Annotated in this window: 22 protein-coding genes, 1 tRNA gene and 1 pseudogene; 12 read left to right on the plus strand and 12 right to left on the minus strand. The window is 68.1% G+C overall.

Features of this window, described 5'->3' with window-relative positions; all coding sequences use genetic code 11:
- Positions 1-178: 178 nt before the first annotated feature.
- The 4 genes and pseudogenes from ABD908_RS21075 to ABD908_RS21090 all read right to left on the minus strand — a co-directional run.
- Positions 179-757 (minus strand): PIN domain-containing protein, encoded by a 579-nt coding sequence (locus ABD908_RS21075; protein ID WP_344999674.1) that lies wholly within the window; start codon positions 755-757, stop codon positions 179-181.
- Positions 757-1,287 (minus strand): helix-turn-helix domain-containing protein, encoded by a 531-nt coding sequence (locus tag ABD908_RS21080; protein ID WP_344999676.1) that lies wholly within the window; start codon positions 1,285-1,287, stop codon positions 757-759. Before ABD908_RS21080 ends, ABD908_RS21075 begins: the two co-directional genes overlap by 1 nt.
- A 54-nt stretch (positions 1,288-1,341) precedes the next feature.
- Positions 1,342-2,175, minus strand: a complete 834-nt coding sequence (locus tag ABD908_RS21085) for a hypothetical protein (RefSeq protein WP_344999715.1) — start codon at positions 2,173-2,175, stop codon at positions 1,342-1,344.
- Between the two features lie 21 nt (positions 2,176-2,196).
- Positions 2,197-3,108 (minus strand): annotated as a pseudogene (locus ABD908_RS21090) (IS1380 family transposase); the annotation flags it as partial.
- Between the two features lie 670 nt (positions 3,109-3,778).
- On the opposite strand from ABD908_RS21090, the gene ABD908_RS21095 reads away from it, so the two are divergent.
- Together ABD908_RS21095 and ABD908_RS21100 are read left to right on the plus strand one after the other, a co-directional pair.
- The gene (locus ABD908_RS21095; protein WP_344999678.1) at positions 3,779-4,363 is read left to right on the plus strand and encodes a hypothetical protein; all 585 of its coding nucleotides are present in this window, start codon (positions 3,779-3,781) and stop codon (positions 4,361-4,363) included.
- Positions 4,360-5,151 carry a hypothetical protein gene (locus ABD908_RS21100; RefSeq protein ID WP_344999680.1) on the plus strand — a complete coding sequence of 264 codons (792 nt, stop codon included), beginning with the start codon at positions 4,360-4,362 and terminating at the stop codon, positions 5,149-5,151. Before ABD908_RS21095 ends, ABD908_RS21100 begins: the two co-directional genes overlap by 4 nt.
- Positions 5,152-5,234: 83 nt before the next feature.
- Here the strand turns inward: ABD908_RS21100 and ABD908_RS21105 are convergent, their stop codons facing one another.
- On the minus strand, positions 5,235-6,107 hold the full coding sequence (locus ABD908_RS21105; protein ID WP_344999682.1) for an aldo/keto reductase family oxidoreductase: 873 nt from the start codon (positions 6,105-6,107) through the stop codon (positions 5,235-5,237).
- Positions 6,108-6,236: 129 nt separating this feature from the next.
- Here ABD908_RS21105 and ABD908_RS21110 point away from each other — a divergent pair, with 129 nt between their 5' ends.
- A complete protein-coding gene (locus ABD908_RS21110) occupies positions 6,237-6,671 on the plus strand; it encodes a winged helix-turn-helix transcriptional regulator (RefSeq protein WP_344999684.1) in 435 nt (144 codons plus the stop codon).
- 58 nt (positions 6,672-6,729) lie between these two features.
- Here ABD908_RS21110 and ABD908_RS21115 read toward each other — a convergent pair whose 3' ends face one another.
- Entirely contained in the window at positions 6,730-7,803 is a 1,074-nt protein-coding gene (locus tag ABD908_RS21115; protein ID WP_344999686.1) for a phosphotransferase enzyme family protein, read from the minus strand.
- 288 nt (positions 7,804-8,091) lie between these two features.
- Here ABD908_RS21115 and ABD908_RS21120 point away from each other — a divergent pair, with 288 nt between their 5' ends.
- Positions 8,092-8,802: a hypothetical protein gene (locus ABD908_RS21120; RefSeq protein ID WP_344999688.1), complete on the plus strand. Its 711-nt coding sequence runs from the start codon at positions 8,092-8,094 to the stop codon at positions 8,800-8,802.
- A 12-nt stretch (positions 8,803-8,814) separates the two neighbouring features.
- Here the strand turns inward: ABD908_RS21120 and ABD908_RS21125 are convergent, their stop codons facing one another.
- A complete protein-coding gene (locus tag ABD908_RS21125) occupies positions 8,815-9,519 on the minus strand; it encodes a M24 family metallopeptidase (RefSeq protein WP_344999690.1) in 705 nt (234 codons plus the stop codon).
- Here ABD908_RS21125 and ABD908_RS21130 point away from each other — a divergent pair, their 5' ends adjacent.
- Both ABD908_RS21130 and ABD908_RS21135 read left to right on the plus strand, forming a co-directional pair.
- A complete protein-coding gene (locus tag ABD908_RS21130; protein ID WP_344999691.1) occupies positions 9,520-9,681 on the plus strand; it encodes a hypothetical protein in 162 nt (53 codons plus the stop codon).
- A 67-nt stretch (positions 9,682-9,748) separates the two neighbouring features.
- Positions 9,749-10,741, plus strand: a complete 993-nt coding sequence (locus ABD908_RS21135; protein WP_344999693.1) for an isopenicillin N synthase family dioxygenase — start codon at positions 9,749-9,751, stop codon at positions 10,739-10,741.
- A gap of 11 nt (positions 10,742-10,752) precedes the next feature.
- Here the strand turns inward: ABD908_RS21135 and ABD908_RS21140 are convergent, their stop codons facing one another.
- Together ABD908_RS21140 and ABD908_RS21145 are read right to left on the minus strand one after the other, a co-directional pair.
- A complete protein-coding gene (locus ABD908_RS21140) occupies positions 10,753-11,451 on the minus strand; it encodes an alpha/beta hydrolase fold domain-containing protein (RefSeq protein ID WP_344999695.1) in 699 nt (232 codons plus the stop codon).
- 27 nt (positions 11,452-11,478) lie between these two features.
- A complete protein-coding gene (locus ABD908_RS21145; protein WP_344999697.1) occupies positions 11,479-12,435 on the minus strand; it encodes an MlaD family protein in 957 nt (318 codons plus the stop codon).
- 132 nt (positions 12,436-12,567) lie between these two features.
- Here ABD908_RS21145 and ABD908_RS21150 point away from each other — a divergent pair, with 132 nt between their 5' ends.
- Positions 12,568-13,629: an AraC family transcriptional regulator gene (locus tag ABD908_RS21150; protein ID WP_344999699.1), complete on the plus strand. Its 1,062-nt coding sequence runs from the start codon at positions 12,568-12,570 to the stop codon at positions 13,627-13,629.
- A 149-nt stretch (positions 13,630-13,778) separates the two neighbouring features.
- On the opposite strand, the gene ABD908_RS21155 is transcribed toward ABD908_RS21150, so the two are convergent.
- Positions 13,779-13,852: transfer RNA gene (locus ABD908_RS21155), tRNA-Cys, on the minus strand.
- Between the two features lie 95 nt (positions 13,853-13,947).
- Positions 13,948-14,451: an NUDIX hydrolase gene (locus tag ABD908_RS21160; RefSeq protein ID WP_344999701.1), complete on the minus strand. Its 504-nt coding sequence runs from the start codon at positions 14,449-14,451 to the stop codon at positions 13,948-13,950.
- Positions 14,452-14,806: 355 nt separating this feature from the next.
- On the opposite strand from ABD908_RS21160, the gene ABD908_RS21165 reads away from it, so the two are divergent.
- From ABD908_RS21165 to ABD908_RS21185, 5 genes are all read left to right on the plus strand, one after another.
- Entirely contained in the window at positions 14,807-16,042 is a 1,236-nt protein-coding gene (locus tag ABD908_RS21165) for an NHL repeat-containing protein (RefSeq protein ID WP_344999703.1), read from the plus strand.
- Positions 16,042-17,361, plus strand: a complete 1,320-nt coding sequence (locus ABD908_RS21170) for a Dyp-type peroxidase (RefSeq protein WP_344999705.1) — start codon at positions 16,042-16,044, stop codon at positions 17,359-17,361. The genes ABD908_RS21165 and ABD908_RS21170 overlap by 1 nt, the downstream gene beginning before the upstream one ends.
- A 32-nt stretch (positions 17,362-17,393) precedes the next feature.
- Positions 17,394-18,452 carry an extracellular solute-binding protein gene (locus ABD908_RS21175; protein ID WP_344999707.1) on the plus strand — a complete coding sequence of 353 codons (1,059 nt, stop codon included), beginning with the start codon at positions 17,394-17,396 and terminating at the stop codon, positions 18,450-18,452.
- 65 nt (positions 18,453-18,517) lie between these two features.
- The gene (locus ABD908_RS21180; RefSeq protein WP_344999709.1) at positions 18,518-20,071 is read left to right on the plus strand and encodes an ABC transporter permease; all 1,554 of its coding nucleotides are present in this window, start codon (positions 18,518-18,520) and stop codon (positions 20,069-20,071) included.
- On the plus strand, positions 20,068-21,147 hold the full coding sequence (locus ABD908_RS21185; RefSeq protein WP_344999711.1) for an ABC transporter ATP-binding protein: 1,080 nt from the start codon (positions 20,068-20,070) through the stop codon (positions 21,145-21,147). The genes ABD908_RS21180 and ABD908_RS21185 overlap by 4 nt, the downstream gene beginning before the upstream one ends.
- 57 nt (positions 21,148-21,204) lie before the next feature.
- Here the strand turns inward: ABD908_RS21185 and ABD908_RS21190 are convergent.
- A partial coding sequence (locus ABD908_RS21190) for a hypothetical protein (protein WP_344999713.1) occupies positions 21,205-21,922 on the minus strand: 718 nt, incomplete at its 5' end.

Below are 21,922 nucleotides of genomic sequence, written 5' to 3' on the forward strand. Positions count from 1 at the left end.
GCCGCCTCGAACACCTCCGCGGCATCGCCCTCGGCTTCCGCAACCTCACCCACTACATCCTGCGGTCCCTGATCCACTCCGGTCAGCTTCACGAACGCATCAACGCACTCTGATTGCGGAAGGGCCGTGTATCCCGTGCACTCGTAGACCCCGGAGATATCTCCGGGGTCTACGAGTTTCAGCTCCCTGATTCGAAGTAGGGTGTGATCTCTCGGACAAACCCCTTTGCGCCAGAGGCTGCGAGAGCTTCGAGGAACGTCTCGGTGGTCACGGGCGGGTGGCCGCGTTTGTCGGCGGTTTGGGCCACACACGCGACCGCGCGCGCCGGATTTCGGTGGAGTAGGTCCAAGAGGAACCGGTCGGAGCTGCGAGTGTGCAGCCCCAGCGGCTCCAGGACGGCCTTCGGGAAGTCCTTGGTGTTGTCGGTGACGATGGCCGACGCGTGCCCCCTGACGGCAGCCGCGACAACGTGACGATCGTCAGGGTCAGGCATACCCGTGATCGCCGCTTCGAGCGGTTCCCACCCTTCCACGCAGGCGTCCTCGAAGGCGTCGTTCATGGCGTCGACCCGAGTACGAGCCCGCTCCTCGGAGACGCGCCCCTTCGTCGCCCGGTGGATGCCGCGCGCAGTCTCGTCCATGATGCGGTCGCTCCACAGTGGAAAGTACGCGCGTTGCTCGGCAAATGTCAGGAGCAGATCGACTCTGTAGATCGGAACCAAGACACATGCATCGAGCACGACGCGAAACCCTGCCATTACCCCTTGTGCTCCTCGGCGATCTCGTGGCGAGCGGCACGTACGGCCTCGCGGTAATCCTCGGCCGGCACGTCGTACAGGCCGCTCTCCTCTGCGTCGTCCACGAGGGTTCGCAACGCCTTACGTCGCTCCACCGCACGTTGCGATTGGTAGTCGAGCAGGTCGCCAAGCTCCACGCGCCGGTGGCGGCTCCCTTCGACGGTCTCGTGCGGGATCTTTCCGCTGTCTAGCAGTTTGATGAGGGTGGGGCGGCTGATGCCGAGGTAGTCGGCGGCCTCCTGCGTCGAGAGCTTCTGGTCGATCGGAGCGACAACGACCGCGCGGTGGGCGCGCATGGCGTCCACGATCCGCGTCAACGTGTTGTAGACCTCTAGTGGGAGGGGGATTTGGTCCCCGTCCGGGCCGAGGAGCGCGGCAGGCTCCTCGTGGTGATCGAGGAACTTCGACAGGTCCATGAGGGCGTCGAGGTCGGTGGCGTCGGTCGGAGGGAAGAATGTTCCTTTTCTGCGGGGTGCGGTGGGTGTACTCATGTAGCCAGTCTGCCGACTAATCGAAATAAACGCAATACCTATCGGCACTGCGGGTCAATCCTCCGGCTTGTCGGTGAGGCCGGCGTACTCGGGCGCGATCTCGGCGTGCCCGAGGGCTTCGATGCTCTCCAGGGGCGTGCCGTTCGGCTGCTGTTGGTACGCCTGCCACACGGCGTCGAACGGTCGCTTCGCGGGAGCGTTGAGCCGCCGGAAGGCGTCCTGGCCGTAGGTCTCGCACAGCTCCCGCGCGATCCGGTCGTACTCGGCGGCGAACCTCGGGGTGCCGTCGGTGTTGATGTGATCGCGGCGGGGTTGCGCGGCCTCCGCGGACATCTGCCCGGTCTCGATGAGTGTGTCCCAGCCCTTCGGCGCGCAGATGTACGACTTCGATACCTCGCGGTGTGGGTGACGAGCACCAGGTCGAGGGCGTGAAGACGCTTGACCGCCTCCCAGAGCGTTTCGGGCCGGATGGCGTTGTCCTCGCCCTCCTCGGCGAGGATCTTGCGGCCCAGCTCCGTCGGGGGTCAGGCCACCGTCGCCCGTGTACGCCTCGTACGCGCGCAGGGCGCGCAGCTGATTCTCGGTGAGGCGAGACGCAGTGTTTGCCGACGGCGTCAGCCCCTCGTTCGCGACGTTGAACGGGTCCACCTGATCCGGCCGGAACACCAGCGTCTCGTAGTCGATGTTCCTGGTCGTGCCGTCGGAGTAGCGCACTGCACGCGTGACCTGGACCCGTTCCGCCCGGCCATATATGCGGGCTCCGGCCTTGTGCGACTTCGACCTACGGACCACCAGTGCCAGGCGTTCGTCCGTGATCCGGTTCCTGGGCTTTCCCGGCAGCGGCTCGCCCTTCTTGCTGGCGATGTATTGCCCGATCTCGTAGTCCATCCCGTACTCGCTCGCGCCGGCAGGCCAGGAACTCAAGTCCACCAGGTGGGTCATCCGCCACCCAGGCGCCGTCCCGCAGCGTGCCGGTGTCGTCGTCGACCGCCGGTATCCAGCCGGCCTCGGGCACCGCGTCGACGGCGGCGACGATCGTGTCGGTGAGGCTGAAGCCGATCGAATACGTGAGGCGGCGTCTGGTGAGGTGGGTGAGGAATTCGTGGGTGCCGCCGCCGGCGTCGGCGCGGACCAGTACCTTCCGGCCTACGCGGTACCCGGGCTCCCCGGGGAACTGGGCGAGGGCCTGGCCGAGGACGGTGATGTGGTCGGCGGCGGTGTTCGATCCGGCGTTCCCCGGCCGCAGTACGATGGCGAGGGGTTCGCCGGTGCCGTGGTCGGCGAACGCGCACAGCGGGTGGAACCCGAACCCGCGCTTGAAGTTCGGAGCAGCATCCGCTTTCTCACTGTGGGCGGTGATCAGGGTGGCGTCCAGGTCGATCACCAACGGCGCGTCGGCGGTGACGCCGTGATCGGGTGCCGTATCGCCGGCCGGCGCCCACACCCGAGAGCGGGCGACAGCCCGCGCCGATGCGATCGCCGACAACGCCCGAGCCGGGTCGGAGGCGAGCGAGCCGATCAGCCGGGACACGGTCGGATCCGACGCCACGGCACCGAACACACCCGGTTCGGCCCGGAGCTGATTCAGATCCGCCAGGCAGTCCCCGCCCACGGCGATCGACCCGCCGGATCCAGCAGGGTCTTCCCCGGATCGTGCACCGCCGATCGTTTGCGCCACGGCCGCGTCCCGGCGGACAACCCGCAGGTCAGACCCGCCTTCTCCGCGGTCCGCAGCAACACCACCGCACCCGCGTGCGAGACGATATGCGTCCCGGCCGTGTCGACCGCGGGTGTCGGGTAGAAGGACGTAGACTTACTCACCTGGAAGGTGTTCCTCGAGTCGGGACGAATACGTGGCGTGGTAACCCGTATTCCCCCAGCTCAGAGCACCTTTCTTCATGAACGACGCGGCCCTGTCGAGAATTCGATGAAAGGCTGAGGCTAACGAACGGGGACGTCGCCGAGCGGGACTCCCGTCGGTCAATGTGGACAGTGCGCTGGCAGCCCGATCGAGGTCCTGTGCCGGTACGCGATCGACCAGCGCATGGAGCTCCTCGCGCGTGATCGTCATGGTGGCCAGCGTGGTCCGGAGCCGGCAGGTGGGCCACGGCTACGAACGAAGCATCCGGCAAAGTGGACCCTGAGGGTTCGATAGTTGTCCTGTTGGCTCCACAATCACCGCAGGTAGAAGCCCCTTCGAGACGGCGGTTCCAGGGGACCGAAACGCAAGCGCGACGGATCAGAGCGCCTCGCGGGGTCTGTGCGAGGCAGTCCGAGGTAGAAGGCGTCGAGTTCGGTCGTGACGGTGCAGTAGTGCAAGGCGACCGCACTTCGACCCACGGCCGGCAGCCGAAGGTGGATTCGTGCAGCTCGATCAACTTGGGGTGCAGTGTCGTTGGCGCGGGCGGCGCCGAGGAGTGACCCGTCGGGGTACGGTCGTAGAGAAGCGGCCGTGAGGCATCTGCCACCAAGACCGCGGAGAGGTCCGGTCATGACGTACCTCAAAGGTTTCCTACCCTGGATCGTGTTCTCAGTCCTGTCGGTGGTCGGCTGGCAGTGGGGTGCACTCGCTGCACTCCTGCTCAGCGCCGGCCTACTGTGGCGGGAGCGCCGCGCGGGGGCCGGCTTCGACGGTCAGATCCTCGATATCGGCGCACTGGTCTACTTCGCAGCGCTCACCGTGTTCGCCTTCGTCGAAATGCATTCGGGTGCCGAGCGATACGACGGCGCGCTGTCATCCGTATGGTTGGCGCTGGTCGCCTGGGCGAGCCTGGCCGTCCGTCGGCCGTTCACGACCGGGATCGCTCGCGGGAGAGCGCCGCGCGAGGTGTGGGACTCGCCCGTCTTCTTGCGCATGAACATGGTGCTCACCCTGGTGTGGTCGGCGTCGTTCACCGCCGTAGCCGTCGCCGCCTACGCGTGCGACGCCCTCTCGGCGCCGACCGTGGTGCGGATCGCGTATCAGGCGATCGGGCTGGGCATCCCGGCGTACTTCACGCACCGCTACGTCGCGCTGCTAGCCGCCCGACGTTCCGGCACGGTCGACGAACCCGCTGAGGAGGTGGCGGCGCTATGACCACGTCGCTCCCGACGACCACATCGGTCCCGCAGCGCGTGGAACGGTTCCCGGACTCGCTGGTCCGGTCGGTACTCGTACTGGCCACCATCGCGATCACTGCGGATCAGTGGCATACCAGTCCGATCGTGTGGCGTCCCCTCGCGACGGCCCTGGTGGTGTTGTCGTCGGCATGCGCCGTCGCCTCGATCTTCCCGTGGACGTCGCTGCCCTCGTGGCAGCGGGTGGCGATCGTCGCGCTATTCGCGGCGAGCGGTGCCCTGGTGCTACCGCTGGCCCATTCCACATGGGTGACAGCGCTTTTCGCGTACTTGGCGACCGGGGTGGCGGGCGCGAAGCTGGCATCCCGCCGTGCGGCGATCGGGATCGCAGTCGGCGCCTCGCTGATCGCCGCCGCGATGAGCTGGGAGGTTCTTCAAGCGGCACCGCACTCCGACGCATGGCCGTGGTGGCTGGGACTCACCGTGGGTCTTCCGGTCTACGGAGGCATTGTCAACCGCTACCGGCTCGACGCAGTGTTCGCCGCCCAGCAGGCCGTCGACGAGGCACACCGGGCTGCAGAGGTCGATGCGCGCGCCGCCCGAACCGAGCAGGAACGGACCGCGCAGAAGGTGCACGACGTAGTGGACCAGCTCGAACTCGCCGAGACACTGATGGAGCAAGGCGCCGACCTCGAAGCACTGATCGCGGTGCGTCGCGCGCACGCGGTAGCCGCCGAGTCGATCACCGGACCGCGCCCGGCGGAGCAGGCTTCCGGGGCCGACCCGCTTCCCGGGGCACCCCCCTGATCTTCCGGCGGTCGAGGCCACCGATCGAGCAGACCTCGACGTGCCCCGTCCGTCACCCACCGCGGGCGTAACGCGTAAGTCGTTCAGCGGCCGATGCGCTCCAGCTCGGCCACGTCGTCATCGGAGAGGGCGAGGCCGGCGCCGGCGATGTTCTCGCGCAGATGCGCCGTCGATGATGTGCCGGGGATGAGCAGGATGTTCGGCGAGCGCTGCAGCAGCCAGGCCAATGCGACGGACATCGGCATCGCCTCCAGTCGAGCGGCGACCGCCGTCAGTGCCTCGGACTGAAGCGGCGTGAAGCCTCCCAGCGGGAAGAACGGCACGTAGGCGATGCCGTCTGCGGCGAGTCGGTCGATCAGGTCGTCGTCGTGGCGGTGGGCGAGGTTGTAGCCGTTCTGCACGCACACGATCGGGGCGATTCCGCGCGCCTCGGCGACCTGCTCGGCCGTGACGTTGCTGACCCCGAGGTGCCTGACCACACCGTTTCGCTGGAGCTCGACGAGCGTCTCGAACGACTCGGTGAGCGAACCGGGCTTGGGGCCTTGGGCATCGCCCATGCGCATGTTGACCAGATCGAGGGTCTCGACCCCGAGGGTCTGGAGGGTTTCGTGGATCTGCTTGTGCAGGTCTTCGGGTCGCCGGGCCGTGGGCCAGCCGCCTTGCGCGTCGCGGTTCGCCCCCACTTTGGTGGCGATGAACAACGACTCCTGGTAGGGATGCAGCGCCTCGTGGATCAGCGCATTGGTGACGCGCGGTCCGTACGCGACGCTGGTGTCGATGTGAGTGATACCCGCCGCGACCGCCTCGCGTAGTACGGCCAGGGCGCCCTCGCGATCGGCGGGCGGCCCCATGACCCACGGGCCCGCGAGCTGCATCGCGCCGTAACCGAACCGTGTCACGGTCGAGTCGCCCAGAGCCCAGGTGCCGCCGGGAAGTGCGGTAGAGGATGCGTTCATCGTGCGTGTTCTGCTCCTTGATCGGGGTGGCGCGTTCCGCCTCCGGGCACCATGATCGGGGAGTCACTTCCTCTTCGGAAGTAGGCACCCATAAGTGCGTAACCCCCCACAGGGAGAGGTGTGATCAGGTTGGCGACGACGAATGCCGCTCAGAAGCGAGCCCAGGCCAAGGTCGAGTACAACGCGTTCCTGGCGGCCTGTCCCAGTCGACAGCTGCTCGACCGGATCTCCGACAAGTGGGTCGTGCTGGTTCTGTGTGCGCTGGGGGGCGACACTTCCGGCCGCCCCGACGCGTCGTCGCACGCTCCACGGGCGATGCGCTACTCCGAGATCTCTCGCCTGCTGGCCGGGGTCAGCCAGAAGATGCTGACCCAGACGCTGCGGTCGCTGGAGCGTGACGGCCTACTCACCCGCTCCGTGACACCGACTGTCCCCGTCACCGTCTCGTACCGACTGACGGACCTCGGCCTGTCGCTCCACGACATGACACGTGGCCTCAGACACTGGGCGCAGAGCCACATGGACGAGGTCCTCGCGAACCGCACCGACTACGACGCCACCTGAGCAGCACGTCCGACTGCCGATATCGCCCCGACTCTCAGCGCCCGACCGGATGCGTGACCTACCGGCGGAACGCGGCTCGGGTCGCGGCTGCGGTAGCGCTGAAGTAGTCCCGTGGTCCGATGAAGCCCCATTCGTCGAATGGCGAGCCGTTGGCGACGGCACGCCGGTAACCGAAGGAGGTCAGGTAGAGCGTCCGGATGTACATGACCGCCTCGAGCCGGTCGAGTTCGTCGTTGGTCGGCTGGATGTGTCGGCGGTAGGTGCCCACGGCAGCGTCGATGTGCTCCTGGTTCGGCCGCCGCGGGTTCCACGATCCCGTGCCCCAGATCAGATAGGCCAGGTCGGCGATGCGCGGTCCGCGACCGGATGCCTTCCAGTTGATCGCGACTGGGCCGTGCTCGCTCAGGATGGCGTGATCGGGGGCGTGGAGGAGGTTTCCGTGCAGTAGTGCCTCGGGAAGACCGTGGCCGTCGTCGGCCGAGCGGACCTCGTTCCGCAGCCGCTCGAATCGCTTGCGCTCGGAGGCCGGAACCTTGGTGTCCACGGCGTCGAGGAATGCCAGGGCGGCCAGCAGGTCGTGGCGCGGGGCGCCCTCCCGGGTGGGATCCTCACCGGTCGCTCCGCCTGGTCGGCTGACGGACTCGCCGTCGGGCAGCGCGTGGAGCCGCCCCAGCAGGTCGCCCATCATCGCGAACTTCTGTGCGCCGTCGGGAAGCCGGCCACCCTCGATGAAGCGGGTCACGAGGACCGCGCTGCCGTCGAAGTCGGATACCGCGTCCTCCGCCGCGAGGCGCTCCGCGGGATAGCCCTGTCGCTCCAGGAACCGCAGGATCGCGGCGTCACCTTCGACAGCTGCCCTGCGGCGGGCCGGTGGAAAGGCCCGTGCGACCCACGGGTCACCGTCCTTACGGTCGATGCGGAAGACGTAGGTTTTGTGCACGCTGAGCCTGGCCGCCGCGACCGGCGCGATGTCGTAGCAATCGTGGAGATGGGCGAGGAGACGCGCACCCGCGGGCTCGTGGTGCATTCGCCCGCCGATGCCTTCCAGGTCGGTCAGTGCCTCGGTGTAGCGCTGACCGGTGTCCTGAGCGTGCTGCCGCACCACCTTCTTGAAACCGCCGTCTTTCGTCATGGCAAGCCTCCTGTCGACACCCTCGCCCCCGGCGGCGCGGTGCTCAGAGATTGCCTACGACGTTCAACGACAGTGAGGGCGAGTCCCCTTCGCCGATGGAACCCCGGCTGGGGCGGACGTTCCACGACTCGGCGTCCCGTCGGCGCCGTCCACGGCAGGCTATCAGCCCGTCTTGCCCGCCCGCGCACCGTCGCTGAGAGACCGTCGTGCGGTGGATGCCATAGACACGCGCCACCGCACGCGGCGTACGCGCTGGATCGCGCACCACATCTGGGCGAGACTGAGCCCGTGAGCAGTGGGGATACGTCAGATGCGACGACCGGCCCGCAGGATGCCTCCGAGGAGGGAGGCGCCGAAGCCGTTCTCGCGATAGGACAGTCGTTGACCCTCGGGCTCGGCGCCGCGGTGCTGTTCCTCCTGCTGCGGTTGCTGGCGGTCTCGGATTGGAACTGGCGCACCGCATCCGAGATCATGGCCGTCACAGACATCGATGGTGTGGCGACCATCATCCTCGGCACACTCATGGCCGATTCCGCGTACACCGCGGCCCTGGTGGTGATGGCGCTTCCGATAGCGGTACTGCACCTCGTGTGGCCGATCGACAAGAATCGGTCGGTCGCCGACACAGTGCTCGTCACCGCGGTTCTGACGGCGTCGGCGATCTCCCTCATCCACACGTTCACCTACTGGTGGTTACCCGTCGCAGCGGCGGTGCTCGCAGGCGTCGTCGTGGCGGCCCGCCTCATGTGGCGCCACGGCCGCCGCCGCGAGGTGGTGGTCTTCCTGTTCCGGCGGACCCGGCTGATCGCCGGAGTTCTTCTGCTCGTCCTGGCGGGCGTCCTCACCACCCCGTGGGTCCCCGAAGAGGCGATCACCACCGACTCCGGCATGGTCCACGGCTACGTCCTCGAGGCCGAGCCCGGGTTCCTCACGGTCCTCACGGAACCGGATCGGAAGATCGAGGTCCTGCCCATCGCCACCGTGCGCTCGCGGCAGTAGGCCGTACCGGTTTCAGCGTTCGTCACGCCGGATGTCGAGCAGCTGCTCGAAGAATCCGCCGAACCGACGCCGCTTGTCCACCAGGTGGACCTCCAGGATCCAGTGCGCCGGATGCCCGCCGACGAGATGGTCGTGTAGCCGCGTGCGTGACCCCGGAGCGATGTACGACGCCACCTTGTCGCCGGGGATGCGCTCGTGGGGGAAGTCGCCCACCAGATGCCCGGCGATCTCGCCGCCGAACACCTGGCCCGCGTCGGCGGCGAGGTCGCACACGGCCTCGTACAGGCTGTCTCCGGTGATGTCCGGATCGGCGTCGAACGCGGCCCGGCCCGCTAGCCACACCCGTTCCAGCGAGTCGCGGATCTCGGCCTTCTCCGGATCGTCTCCCAGCACGAAGGTCCGGCCGAAGTCGGCCTCCCACTCCGCGAAGATCGGCCCGAAGTCGAGGAAGACGATGTCGTCGGGCTCGATCGTCCGGTCGGGCGGGTTCTCCCGGTAGGGCTCAAGGGTGTTCACGCCTGCCCGCACGATCCGCTTGTGCCAGTAGCGGGTGACGCCGAACCGTTCGGCGGCGAGTTCCCGGATCGCGGCGCTCACGTCCAGCTCCGTCCGGCCCGCCGCGACCAGCCCGCGCGTCGTCACCTCGTCGAACAGCGCCTCGGCGCTCTCCTCGGCGGCGATCAGCTGCGCGATCCGAGACGCCTCTTCACTCGTCATGTGCGGGTCGGTCCTCTCGATCGTCGTGGCCGTCGAGTCCGACGCTACGGCCCGGACGTCGTGTTCGACCACATGGGTGGGCCGCTCGGGCGGGACCTGGTGGCGGCGCCCGCGGCCGAGCGGCGCGGCGGAAAGCTGCTCATCGACCCGCAGGTGTGCTAGGAAGAATTCGAATCACCGGTGGGCGCAACTCGTTCCACGCGCGCTGGGTGCGGCAGACTGGAGGACCGTGCTTCCCGTTCTCGACCTCGGCGCGGCGGACATCGATCCCGTCGGCTTCCGTTCCGACCTGCTGCGGGCGACGCATACCGCCGGCTTCTTCTACCTGGTCGGTCACGGTGTGCCAGACGAGGTCACCGCGCGGGTGCTGCGCGTGGCCCGAGAGTTCTTCGCGCTCCCCGCGGCGGCGAAGGACGAGATCAGCCAGCGCGACAGCCCCCAGTTCCGGGGCTACTCGCGGCTCGGCGGCGAGCTGACCAACGGGGCCGTCGACTGGCGCGAGCAGGTGGACATCGGGCCTGAGCGCCCGGTGATCGACGGTGCCGAGGGCTTCTGGAACCTGCAGGGCCCCAACCTGTGGCCGACCGCTCTGCCGGAGTTCCGCGCCGCGTTCGAGGCATGGGACCACACTCTGTCCGCGTTGGGGCGGCGGCTGCTGGCGCACTGGGCCGCGGCGCTCGGCGCACCCGAGGACGCCTTCGATGCCGCATTCGCCGATCGGCCCGCGACCCTGATCAAGGTGGTGCGGTACCCCGGCAGTGACGAGACTCCGCAGGGCGTTGGCGCGCATAAGGATTCGGGCGTCTTGACGTTGCTGCTGGTGGAGCCCGGCTCGGCGGGGCTGCAGGTCGAGGGCGCCGACGGTGACTGGATCGACGCGCCGCCGCGGCCCGGCGCGTTCATCGTCAACATCGGGGAGCTGCTCGAGGTGGCGACCCGCGGCTACCTGCGCGCCACCCGCCACCGGGTGCTGGCGCCTGCGCCGGGCACCGACCGCGTGTCGATCCCGTACTTCTTCAACCCGTCGCTCGACGCGCAGGTCCCCGTGCTCGATCTCCCGGCCGAGATCGCCGACCACGCCCGCGGTGTCGAGGACGACCCGGCCAACCCCATCTTCTCCACGTACGGCCAGAACGCGTGGAAGTCTCGCACCCGTGCGCACCCGGACGTCGCCGCCCGCCACCACGGCATCGCGCCGGGCGGGCCGGCATCCGCCTACTGACGCGCATTCGCTCAGTGAGCTGTGTCGATGTCGGCGGAACCTTCGAAATTCCGGCGCGTGTCCCGATTCCGATCCATGTCCGCGGCAGGATCGCTGTGTTGCGCGGTTCCACGTTCAGGGGAGCCCAGGGGGTCCCGTTCAGGTAGCAGCGCTACGCGAAGGAGTTCGATCGCGAGTCCCAGATCCGCGCTCTTCGGTCGTCGCGGCTGCTGTAGGAGGCATAGGGGTCGAGCATCGGATACACCAGGAGCCGCAGCGCTGCGGGTGGGATGTTGCGTTCGGCGATCCGGTGGGTCGGTTGTGCGGCAAGCCCGCCACCCCGCGCTCGCACCGCCGACGGCGATCCGGTCGGTCTCCACCTCGGGCATGCTCGGGAGTAGGTGATACGCCTCCAGACAGCCGTCCAGCGCCGCAGGGTACGGGTGCTCCGGGGCGAGCCGGTAGTCGACCGACATCATGAGAGCGCCGGTGGCGGCTGCGAAGCGTCGGCAGAGGCGTCGTCGACGCTCGCGGGGCCTATCAGGTACCCGCCGCCGTGAATCCATAGCAGTCCCGGAAGGTTCTGGGGCGACTCGGCCGCGGGTGGTCGGAACATGCGGACCGCGGCGCCAGCGGAACTGAGTGGGCGCAACTCGACGTCTCTTGACGGCAGTCGATCGGCGAGCCCGGCGGCACGCCGCACCAGCCGGTATGTCCGAGGCCGATGACATGCCGGGGAACCGCACGGATCAGCGCGGTCACCTGGTCGGGACCGTGACTGTGAGGTTCACACCGCCACTGCCGAAGGTGTTCAACGCCTGTACCAGCAGCTCGGAGACGTCGAGCTGAGGCAGAACGCCATCGATGGCGCGGGCGACGGGAGCGAGCGGGCCGACTATCGCGCCGAGGTCGGGAAGGAGCCGGTTCGTGTACGTGGGCAGTCTGCCGAGATACGGGTTGATCGTTCTCGTGACCTGGTACGGAAGGTCGGCCTCACGCATGACCTGGTCGAGTCGCGGGAACAGCTTTGCGAGGGCGTCCAAGGGCTTTGCTGCACTCGGACCGAACTGCGCGAGCGCCTGCGGCAGCCACTCCATGTCGGACTGGTAGCGCTGGGTGTTCGCGAACATCCTGCGGAGCCCGGGCATTCGCGCTGCTAGCATCTCCGACAGCAGTTGACCGGCAGTGCTCAGGTTGGGTAGCGCAGCATCGGTGTTGCGCGTGGCCTGCCATACGGTTGTCGCGACACCCCCGAGTGCCTTGGAGTCTATGCCTCCCGAGAAGCCCGCTATCCGCTGGAAGACCTCCGGAATCGCCAGCGGGGTGCTCACCTGTGCAGTGTCGATCGTTTGACCGTTCGATAGATAGGGGCCGGCCAACGAGTCGGGGAGGAAATCGATGTACGGTTCCCCGACGGCAGACAACTGCTCGATCTTCACCGCGGTGATCGCAGGGATCTCGTAAGCAGAGTCGATTCGCAGACGTGCCCGGACGCCGCCGCTGACCTGGTCGATATCGCCGACTTCGCCGACCTTCACGCCCCGGAGTAGAACACTCGTCCCGGGCACGACCTGATCCGTGTTCCGCAGAACCATCGACACCGACACGAATCGCCTGAACGGATCGTAGTGGAGCAGGGGGCCGGCAATATACAGGAGTCCTCCCACGATAACGATCAGAAACATTGCAAGGCTGAACGACGCGCTCTTCTTCACCGGACTTTCTCCATTGCGATGTGGTAGGGCTGGGCACGAACCTTACGTCCATCGAAGCGGGAACGACTGATGCATTCGGCCAACTGATTGATGTTTTCGGCCAGACGGGCGCGCGGCGGGATAGACTCCCGCATGGTCTCGACTCCCACCGGCAACGAGCGCGCAGCCAAGGCGCCCCACGACTTCCCCCGCTCCGGCACGGGGGTGGCCGTCATCGTCCAGCTCGGCCTGGAGCGCGGACTCGCCGTCGTCGACCTTCTGGCAGATACCTCGCTTCGCGCTGACCACCTCGACGATCCCGGCTTCACCGTGACACCGACTCAGGAGCTCACCGTGCTGCGGAACCTTCGACGTCTCCTGCCCGACCGGGCAGGACTGGGGCTCGATCTGGGGCGCAGGTACCGCCTCACGACGTTCGGACCGCTCGGCTACGGATGCCTGACCAGCGCGACGCTGGGAGAAGCCATGCTCTTCGCGCTCCCCTATGTCGACCTCACCTTCGGCTTCTGTATTCCCGAGGTCGGGTTCGACGGGGACCAGGTCACGTTCTCGGTGCGCGACGATTCACTTCCTCCGGACCTGAGGGACCTCTTGCTCGAACGTGATATCACCGCGCTGCTGACATTCGTCGGCGACTTGATCCCCGGCGGAGTCCTACTGACGTCCCTTCGACTCGCCATTCCCCGGCCCGACGATTCCGAACGCTACATTCGAATATGGGGGATTGAACCTGAATTCGGCGCATCCGAAACAAGCGGAAGGCTTCCCATGGCAATCTTGGGCACGCCACTACCGCAAGCTGACGCCGTGATGCACGAGCGATGTGCAAACCAATGCCGAACCATCGCCGCCCTGCGTAGAGGTGAGACACACAACTTCATCGAGCAGGTCCGAGAACGCCTGAGTACCTTCGACGACGGTGTGCCGACCATCGACGAACTCGCCGACGAATACCACATGAGCACACGCACCCTCCGACGGAGGTTGTCCACTGCCGGCACCAGCTACCGGACGCTTCTCTCGGAGGTGCGAAAAAAGACGGCTGTGCAGTTGCTGAGCGAAGGCATGCAGGTCGGCACCGTGGCACACCGGCTGGGGTACACCGACGCCGCGTCCTTCATCCGCGCCTACACGACCTGGACGGGAACGACCCCGCACCGATCCCGAGACAGCCCCGCTCATGTCCCCCTCTGAGCGAAATCTGAGGCAAGGCGTTCCTATCGGCCATGCGGGTCGGATTCCGTGATAAGGCGATAGTCGCTGGGACGGTAGACGAGGTTCTGCGGTGAAATCGTCACCGTCGCACGACGATGCCCGCGGCGGTCACCGCGGGCATCGTGATGTGGAGCGAGTAGCGGGACTCGAACCCGCGTGAACGGCTTTGCAGGCCGGTGCCTCACCTCTCGGCCATACCCGCAATGCCCCTCGATCTTGTCGTCCGTCCCCGCAGGATGGAAGGTTTACGCTCATCGGGGCGCGAATCCGGCCCGGCGGAGCGCCGCAGAGTCGGCCTCACGCCGGGCCCTGCCCGCCCACCGCCTCGACCAGCCGGTCCAGGAACGCCGCCTGCGCCTTCACCAGCTTCGCCCGTGCGGTGTCCGGATCGAACCACTCCGCGCGGTCGACCTCCGGGAACTCGGCGACGCGTCCAGACCGCGGCGGCCACTCGAGCGTGAAGGTGTTGGAGACGATCGACGTGGCGTCGAAGTCGCCCGGCCGGGCGAACATGGTGACGGTCTTTCCGCTCTGCCGCACCGAGCCGAGCGGCACCGTCGGGCCCGACGGTGCGGGGGAGCCGAGCTCCTCGGCGAACTCGCGCTCGGCCGCCGCGAGCGGGTCTTCGCCCGCGGCACCGTCGAGGGCGGATGTGTACTCGCCCTTCGGTATCGACCACGCGTGCTCGTCCCTGGTGCGCCAGAACGGCCCGCCCATGTGGGCCAGCAGCACCTCGAGGCCGCCGGCACCGTCGGGTCCGCCGGCGAACCGGTACAGCAGCAGCCCGGCGCTGGTGATCACGGCCGTGCCGCCGCGGCGAAGTGCTCGACGTGGACGCTCCGGGCCGTCGCTACCCGACTCCTGTGCGCGGGCACACTCACTCGCCCAGCGTAGCGAGCCGCCGTCGTGTGGTGTGCCCCGACCCGTTCCCGGGGCGGTCTCGCATCGTATCGTGATCGGAATATCAATCTCCCGGTAAAGCCGATTTGCGACTGATGCGTACAGGAATCTCCCTGCTACACGGTAGGAATATCCGTTTTATCCCGGAACGGCTCTGGTTGTGTTGACCGTCTGCCGAAACTTTGGCTAGCGTTCCCTCAGTTCTTTTCTGTTCAACTGGATGGAGTCGCCTCGCATGTCGATTTACCGGCGCAGTGTGCATACCGGCGCTACCCGACGGAATCGGGGCATTCCGGCCGCACTGGCCGTGGGTGGCCTGGCGGTCGCGCTGTCCGTAACCGCCTGTGGCAGTAGCAGTTCCAACAGCGAGCCGGCGGGATTGGCCACCGGCGCCGCGCAGTCGATCAACAATGCGCAGTACTCCGCCGCGGATGCTCAGGCGAAGACGCGGCTCGATCCTGCGCCCGGTTCGTTCCTTCTCGGCAAGACGACGGTGACCACTCTCGCGTCCACCACGCCCGCGAACGGCGACGTCAACCCGTATGCGATCTGGCCGGTCTCGGCCGATATGGGCTCCCTGCACTCCGGTGACGTGCTCGTGGACAACTTCAACAACAAATCGAACAATCAGGGCACGGGAACGACCATCGTGGACGTGCACCCGGACAAGTCGGTCACCGTGTTCGCCTCGTTGCCGGCGAACCTGCCCGGCTGCACCGGTGGCGTGGGCCTGACGACCGCCATGGTGGTGCTCAAGGACGGCTGGGTGATCGTCGGCAGCCTCCCCAGCACCGATGGCAAGATCGACACGTCCGCGCCCGGCTGCCTCATCGAGCTCACGCCCACGGGACAGGTCGCCGGCACCCTCACGGGTGACTATCTGAACGGACCGTGGGACGCCGCCGTCGACGACCAGGGCGACACGGCGACGCTGTTCGTCACCAACACGCTCAACGGGGTGAAGGCGGCGAACGGAGCGCAGGTGAACAAGGGTGACGTCGTGCGCCTGAGCCTGCACCAGACCCCCACCACCGCCCCGACGGTCACGGCGCACACCGTCGTCGCCGACTCGCTTCCCGAGCGCGAGGACGCCTCGGCGTTCGTCAAGGGACCGACGGGGCTCGCGCTCGACCCGTCCGGGAAGCTCTACATCGGCGATAACCTGGGCAACCGGGTGGCGACCGTCGACAACGCCCTGACCCGGACGGACTCGGCCGGTGCCGGCACCACACTCAGCTCCGGCGGCCAGCTCGCCAACCCGCTGGGTATCGCGCTCGCCCCCAACGGGGATCTGCTGGTGGCGAACGCCACCAACGGCAAGATCGTCGAGGTGACGCCCGCCGGCAAGCAGGTCGGCGAGTACTTCGCGAACGAGGACGTGGCTCAGGACCCGCCGGGCAACGGCGACCTGTTCGACTTGGTTGTGAACCAGACGAAGGACGGGATCCTGTTCGTGAACGACGACACCAACACGCTTTCTCTGCTCCACTGATGGCCGAAGACATCGCGGGCTCGCCGGGACCGTCACGACGCGATGTGCTGCGTCGCGGCCTGTTCCTCGGCGGCGCGGCGGTGGTCGGTGGTGCGGTGGGTGCGGTCGCCGACCACGTCGCCGAGCACCATGACGGCGGCGGAGACACCGTTCCGTTCTACGGTGCCCACCAGGGGGGCGTGGTGACGGACACCCAGCAGAACACCGTCATCGCGTCCTTCGACCTGCACACCACGTCGCGCGACGAGGTCGTGGAGGTGTTGCGCCGGTGGACGGCTCTGGCCGCCTCCCTCGCGCACGGGGACTCGACGACCGTGCCGATCTACACGCCGAAGGACGTGAGCGACTCCTACTCGAACACCACACAGATCTCCACGACGTCGGACTCCCTGGAGGCGTGGCAGGTCGGTCCGAGCCGGCTGACGGTCACTATCGGCTTCGGGCGGGGGTTGTTCCTCAGCGAAGGAAAGGACCGCTACGGCATCGCGAGCCGGATGCCCGAGGAACTCGTCGAGCTGCCGCACTTCGCGGGTGATGAGTTGGATCCCGCGCAGAGCGACGGTGACCTGTTCCTCCAGGCGTGTGGGGACGACCTGCAGGTGGTCTTCCACGCCGTCCGGTCGATCGCCAGGATTTCGCCGGATGTGGCCGCGCTGCGCTGGACGCAGATCGGCTACTCGCCGAGCAACAAGGCGGGTACGCCGCGAAACCTCATGGGGTTCAAGGACGGCACGATCAATTCGAACGCGCACCCGCCCGCCGACCTGGACTCGACGCTGTGGGCACCGGCGGACGGTCAGTCGTGGATGCGTGGCGGCACCTACCTGGTCTACCGGCGGATCCGGATGTCGCTGGAGCACTGGGACCGGCTGCAGGTCGGGGACCAGGAGAAGGTGATCGGACGCCAGAAGGTGTCCGGCGCTCCGCTGGGTGCGCGCGACGAGTTCGATGCGCTCGATCTCGACACCCGCGGCAGCGATGGTGCGCCGGCGATTCCCGTCGATGCGCACGTGCGCCTGGCCGCCCCCGAGACGAACGACGGTGCCGTGCTGATCCGTCGGGCCTTCGCCTACAACAACGGGACCACTCAGTTCACGGAGCGGTGGCCGCCGTGGCGGCAGGCGTTGGAGTACGACGCCGGACTGCTGTTCCTGGGCTACCAACAGGATCCGCGGAAGTCGTTCGTGGCCATCAACTCCAAACTCGCCATCAACGACGCCCTCAACCAGTTCACCACGCACACGGCCAGCGCCGTGTTCGCCATCCCACCGGGTGCGTCCGGTCCCGGCCACTGGGTCGGCGAGACGCTCTTCGCATGAAGTCCAAACCCGCACAATCTCAAGGAGAGCCCATGATCCGGACCACCTCGAGCGCGCGCCGCAGCCGGTCAGTCGGTGCGGCGGTGGTCGTGACCCTCGCCCTCGCAGTCACCTCGGCGTGCGGCTCGTCGAGTTCGTCGGGCTCCGGCGGTGGCGAGCTGACCCTGTACAGCGCGCAGCACCAGCAGACCACGCAGGCGATGGTCGCCGCGTTCACCCAGCAGACCGGGATCAAAGTCAACATCGACAGTGATGACGAGGACACCCTGACCGCCAAGATCGAGCAGGAGGGCTCGAAGTCGCCCGCCGACGTGTTCTACACCGAGAACTCGCCGTGGCTCGAGCAGCTCGACCAGAAGGGCCTGCTGGCGAAGGTGGACTCGGCCACACTCGCCGCGGTGCCCAAGCAGGACAGCGCCGCGACCGGCGACTGGGTGGGAGTGTCGGCGCGGATCAGCGGCTTGATCTACAACACCTCCAAGCTGACCGCCGCCCAGCTGCCGAAGTCGATCATGGACCTCGCGGATCCGGCGTGGAAGGGGCGGATCGAGATCGCTCCGGCCGAGACCGACTTCTGGCCCGTCGTCAGCTCGGTGCTGCACACGTACGGCAAGGCCAAGACGATCGCCTGGCTGCAGGGACTCAAGGCCAACGCGGGCAGCAACGACAACGTCCCGTCGAACGAGAACCTTGCGGCAGACGTCAGCCAGGGCAACACCGATCTGGGCGTGGTCAACCACTACTACTTCTACCGCCTCCGGGCCGAGGTGGGCCAGAACAAGGTGAACTCGAACTTCGCCTTCTTCGCGCCCCACGACCCGGGCTTTGTGGAGGACGTCTCAGGTGCGGCGATCCTCAAGTCCAGCAAGAACCAGGCGGCCGCCGAGAAGTTCCTGAAGTTCCTCACCAGCGAGGCGGGCCAGACGGTGCTGGCCACCAGCAACAGCTTCGAGTACCCGCTCGCCGCCGGCATCGCGGCGAACCCGCAGCTACCGCCGCTGAACACGCTCGCTCCCGCCGACTTCACCGTCGCCGACCTCGGCACCGGTGAGGACGCGAAGGCGCTGCTGCAGCAGGTGCAGTTGCTCTGAGCGATCACCACGCTCGCGGCCCAGCCGCCCTCCGCTACGTCATGCGTGCGGGGGGCGGCCGAGTCGTGTTCACTGTCGTCGGCTGCGCGATCGCCCTCTGCTTGATCTCGCCGCTCCTGGCGGTGGTGCTGGACGCGCAGCACGCGGGATGGCACGAGGTCCGCACCGTCCTGTTCCGCGCGCGGTCGTATTCGCTGCTGGCCGACACCGTGGCCTTGTCCGCGACGGTCGCGGTCGGCGCCGCCGTGATCGGCACGGCCGCAGCACTCGCGATCGAGCGGTCCGGCGTGCCGCTGCGCCGCCTGTGGTCCGTGCTGCTGGTGTTGCCGATGGCGATGCCCGACTTCGTGGTCGGCTTCTCCTGGCACTCACTGCTACCGACCATGAACCCGTTGCTCGCGGCGACGGCGATCATGGTGCTGTCGACGTATCCGCTGGTCTTCCTACCGGTCTCGGCCGCGCTCCGGCGCAGCGACTCGGCGCTCGAGGAGGTGGCGCGCGGACTCGGCCTCGGTCCCGTCGCCACCTTCGCTCGGGTGACGATCCCGGCGGTGCGTGGCGCGGTCGCCGGCGGGACACTGCTCGCCGTGCTGACGGTGATCTCGGAGTACGGCGCCTTCGAGGCTGTGCGATACCACACGCTCACCACGGAGATCTTCACCGAGTTCCAGTTCGACCCCGCCGCTGCGGCGGCGTTGTCCGTGCCGCTGCTGGTGCTGGGACTGCTGTTCATCGGGCTCGACATGGCGATCCCCCGTCGCCAGGCGGCGTTGCAGGTCGGCTCCCGCACCGAGGTCCGGGGGCGCAGTCGGTGGCGGGCCGTGCCCGTGACGGTGCTGTTCACGGTGCTCGTCGGGCTCGGCGTGGCGGCCCCGGTAGGGGTTCTCGTCTACTGGATGCGGCAGAGCCAACACACCACTCTGCCGGCGGTCGCGACCCTCTCCGTGGCCACTGAGTCGACGTTCGGGTACTGCGCAATGGGTGGACTCGGCGTAGTGCTCCTGGCGGTCCCGGTCGCCGTACTCGCGGTGCGCTACCCGTCCCGGTGGTCTACCGCGGTATCGGTGGGGGCCTACATCACCCGCGCGCTCCCAGGCGTGATCGTGGCCCTGAGCCTCGTGTACCTCGCGATCAACTATCTCACCCCGGTGTACGAGACCCCCTACCTCGTGGTCGCCGCGTACGTGATCCTGTTCTTCCCGCTGGGGCTGGTCTGCGTGCAGGCCACGGTGGCCCAGCTCCCGCCGCAACTCATCGAGGTGGCGCACTCGCTCGGGCGCGGCAATCTGTACGTCTTCGCCCGGATCACGCTGCCGCTGATCGGCCCCGGACTGATCGCCGGCTTCTGCATGGTGTTCGTCACCGCCACAACGGAACTGACGACGACGTTGCTGCTCGCTCCGCTGGGAGTCGAGACACTGGCGACCCAGTTCTGGGCGTTCCAGACCGAGAGCAGCTACGGCGCGGCCGCTCCTTATGCGCTGGTGATCGTGGTGGTCTCGGTGATCCCGGGGGCGTTGCTGGGGCTGTGGTTCGACCGCGGCCCGCGGGTGCACCGTGCACCGTCGACAGAGGTGGGCGGCCCCGAGGGGGCCCGGGAGGAGGTTCTGAGCCGATGAGCGCGATAGACGTATCCGGCGTGCACAAGTCGTACGGTGCGACGCCGGTACTGCGGGGTGTGGACCTGGAGGTGCCCGAGTCGACGATCACGGCCATCCTCGGCCGCTCCGGGAGCGGCAAGACGACGTTGCTGCGCGCCATCGCCGGGTTCGAGCGGCTCGACGCAGGCCGGATCTCGATCGGCGGGACCGTGGTCGACGACGGCAGCACGGTCGTCGCTGCGCAGCGCCGCGGTATCGGTTACGTGCCCCAGGACGGCGCGCTGTTCCCGCACCTGAGAGTGCGGGCCAACGTCGGTTTCGGCCTCCGTCGCCGGGACACGAGGAGGGGCTCCGCATCCACGGACCGGGTCGACGAACTCCTCGAGTTGCTCGGACTCACGGGTCTCGAACGGCGCTTCCCGCACCAGCTCTCCGGCGGCCAGCGCCAGCGGGTCGCGCTGGCCCGGGCCCTCGCGCCGCGCCCGTCGGTCGTTCTGCTCGACGAGCCGTTCTCGTCGCTCGACGCCGCGCTGCGCGCGAGCCTGCGGGTCGAGATAGCCCGGGTCCTCCGGACGGCCGGCGCGACGGCCGTCGTGGTCACCCACGACCGAGACGAGGCGCTGTCGATGGCGGACCAGGTCGCGGTGCTGCACGAGGGACGGCTCGTCGCCGCCGGCGCCCCGCGCGAGCTGTACGAGCGACCCGCCGACGCGGCCACCGCCCGCTTCCTCGGGGTCGCGAACCTGTTGCCCGCGACGGTGACCGGCGGGCGCGTCCAGTGCGCGGTGCCAGGGGCGGGAAGCGCGTCGGAGGGAACTCCGCCGGATGGGGCGACCGGCGCGGCCGACGGCCGCTATCTCTACCTGCTGCGGCCCGAGCAGCTCACGATCACCGACGAACCCACGGCACACGGGATACCCGCGACCGTGGAATCGGTGGTGTACGAGGGCGCCACGTCGCGGGTGCACGTCCGCACCGACGGCGACGGCACCGATCTCACGGTGCTCACCCGCAGCAGCGCGGGGGGCGCCGTCGGTAGCCGGGTATGGGTGGACGCCACTGCGCAGGGCGTCCTGCTACCCGCCGGCCCGTAGCCGCCGCGGGCGCGCTCTGTAGCGACCGCCTCCCGGCGCTGACCCGCGCCCGAATTCTCAGTACTCCCGGACGCACACAGTGAGCGCCGGGTCCGAGTAGAAGTACGAGTTGGTCCACGCCCCGCGGCACAGCTTGTCGTCCTTGCGGCCCGGCACCACCGATACCACCGTCACCGTTCCCGGTCGGGCGCATGGTGCGATCTGGATCCACCCACCCTGTCGCAGCGGCTGCGCCGAATAGCAGTAGTTGATGTTCAGGTTGGGCGTGAGGCAGTAGACCTTGCCGTAGGGGATGGACGGCTGATCCGGCCGGCAGCTCTTGCCGGCCGGAATGACCTGGACCACGCGGTACGGCGACCCGCCGTTCGCGCAGTCGCCTACCCGGGGGGTGTCCGTGTCGACGCCGTAGAGGCAGTCACCCACTTTGAACTGCGGCTGCGCCGCGTCCGACTGCGGGGCAACGCCCGAGCCGGCCGACTGCTTGTTCGGGTTGAGCACCGCGACCAGCAGGATGGCCAACACCAGTGCCATCACCGAGGCGATCGCCACCAGGGTGACGACCAGGTTCCGGCCGGCCGAGCCGCGCTTTGCCGGCGCACCTGACACGGGTACCGAGACCACGGACTCCGGCGGGACCTGCGCCCGCGGCTTGTCCATCTGGATCGCCCGCGAGTAGGCCTGGTATCCGGGCTCGGCCCCCGCCGCGGGATCGGCCGGGTCGGGGCCCAGCTGGGGCCTCGCCGTCGGATGCGCGACGGTAGGCGCGCCGTCGTCC

Source organism: Tsukamurella soli, from assembly GCF_039541155.1.
Classification (GTDB): Bacteria; Actinomycetota; Actinomycetes; order Mycobacteriales; family Mycobacteriaceae; genus Tsukamurella; species Tsukamurella soli.

What these genes read in the sequence shown, in the direction of transcription:
- ABD908_RS21075 (WP_344999674.1), bottom strand. Translation starts at nt 757, where the DNA reads ATGGCAGGGTTTCGCGTCGTGCTCGATGCATGTGTCTTGGTTCCGATC.
- ABD908_RS21080 (WP_344999676.1), bottom strand. Translation starts at nt 1,287, where the DNA reads ATGAGTACACCCACCGCACCCCGCAGAAAAGGAACATTCTTCCCTCCG.
- ABD908_RS21085 (WP_344999715.1), bottom strand. Translation starts at nt 2,175, where the DNA reads ATGGACTACGAGATCGGGCAATACATCGCCAGCAAGAAGGGCGAGCCG.
- ABD908_RS21095 (WP_344999678.1), top strand. Translation starts at nt 3,779, where the DNA reads ATGACGTACCTCAAAGGTTTCCTACCCTGGATCGTGTTCTCAGTCCTG.
- ABD908_RS21100 (WP_344999680.1), top strand. Translation starts at nt 4,360, where the DNA reads ATGACCACGTCGCTCCCGACGACCACATCGGTCCCGCAGCGCGTGGAA.
- ABD908_RS21105 (WP_344999682.1), bottom strand. Translation starts at nt 6,107, where the DNA reads ATGAACGCATCCTCTACCGCACTTCCCGGCGGCACCTGGGCTCTGGGC.
- ABD908_RS21115 (WP_344999686.1), bottom strand. Translation starts at nt 7,803, where the DNA reads ATGACGAAAGACGGCGGTTTCAAGAAGGTGGTGCGGCAGCACGCTCAG.
- ABD908_RS21125 (WP_344999690.1), bottom strand. Translation starts at nt 9,519, where the DNA reads ATGACGAGTGAAGAGGCGTCTCGGATCGCGCAGCTGATCGCCGCCGAG.
- ABD908_RS21140 (WP_344999695.1), bottom strand. Translation starts at nt 11,451, where the DNA reads ATGTCATCGGCCTCGGACATACCGGCTGGTGCGGCGTGCCGCCGGGCT.
- ABD908_RS21150 (WP_344999699.1), top strand. Translation starts at nt 12,568, where the DNA reads ATGGTCTCGACTCCCACCGGCAACGAGCGCGCAGCCAAGGCGCCCCAC.
- ABD908_RS21170 (WP_344999705.1), top strand. Translation starts at nt 16,042, where the DNA reads ATGGCCGAAGACATCGCGGGCTCGCCGGGACCGTCACGACGCGATGTG.
- ABD908_RS21175 (WP_344999707.1), top strand. Translation starts at nt 17,394, where the DNA reads ATGATCCGGACCACCTCGAGCGCGCGCCGCAGCCGGTCAGTCGGTGCG.
- ABD908_RS21185 (WP_344999711.1), top strand. Translation starts at nt 20,068, where the DNA reads ATGAGCGCGATAGACGTATCCGGCGTGCACAAGTCGTACGGTGCGACG.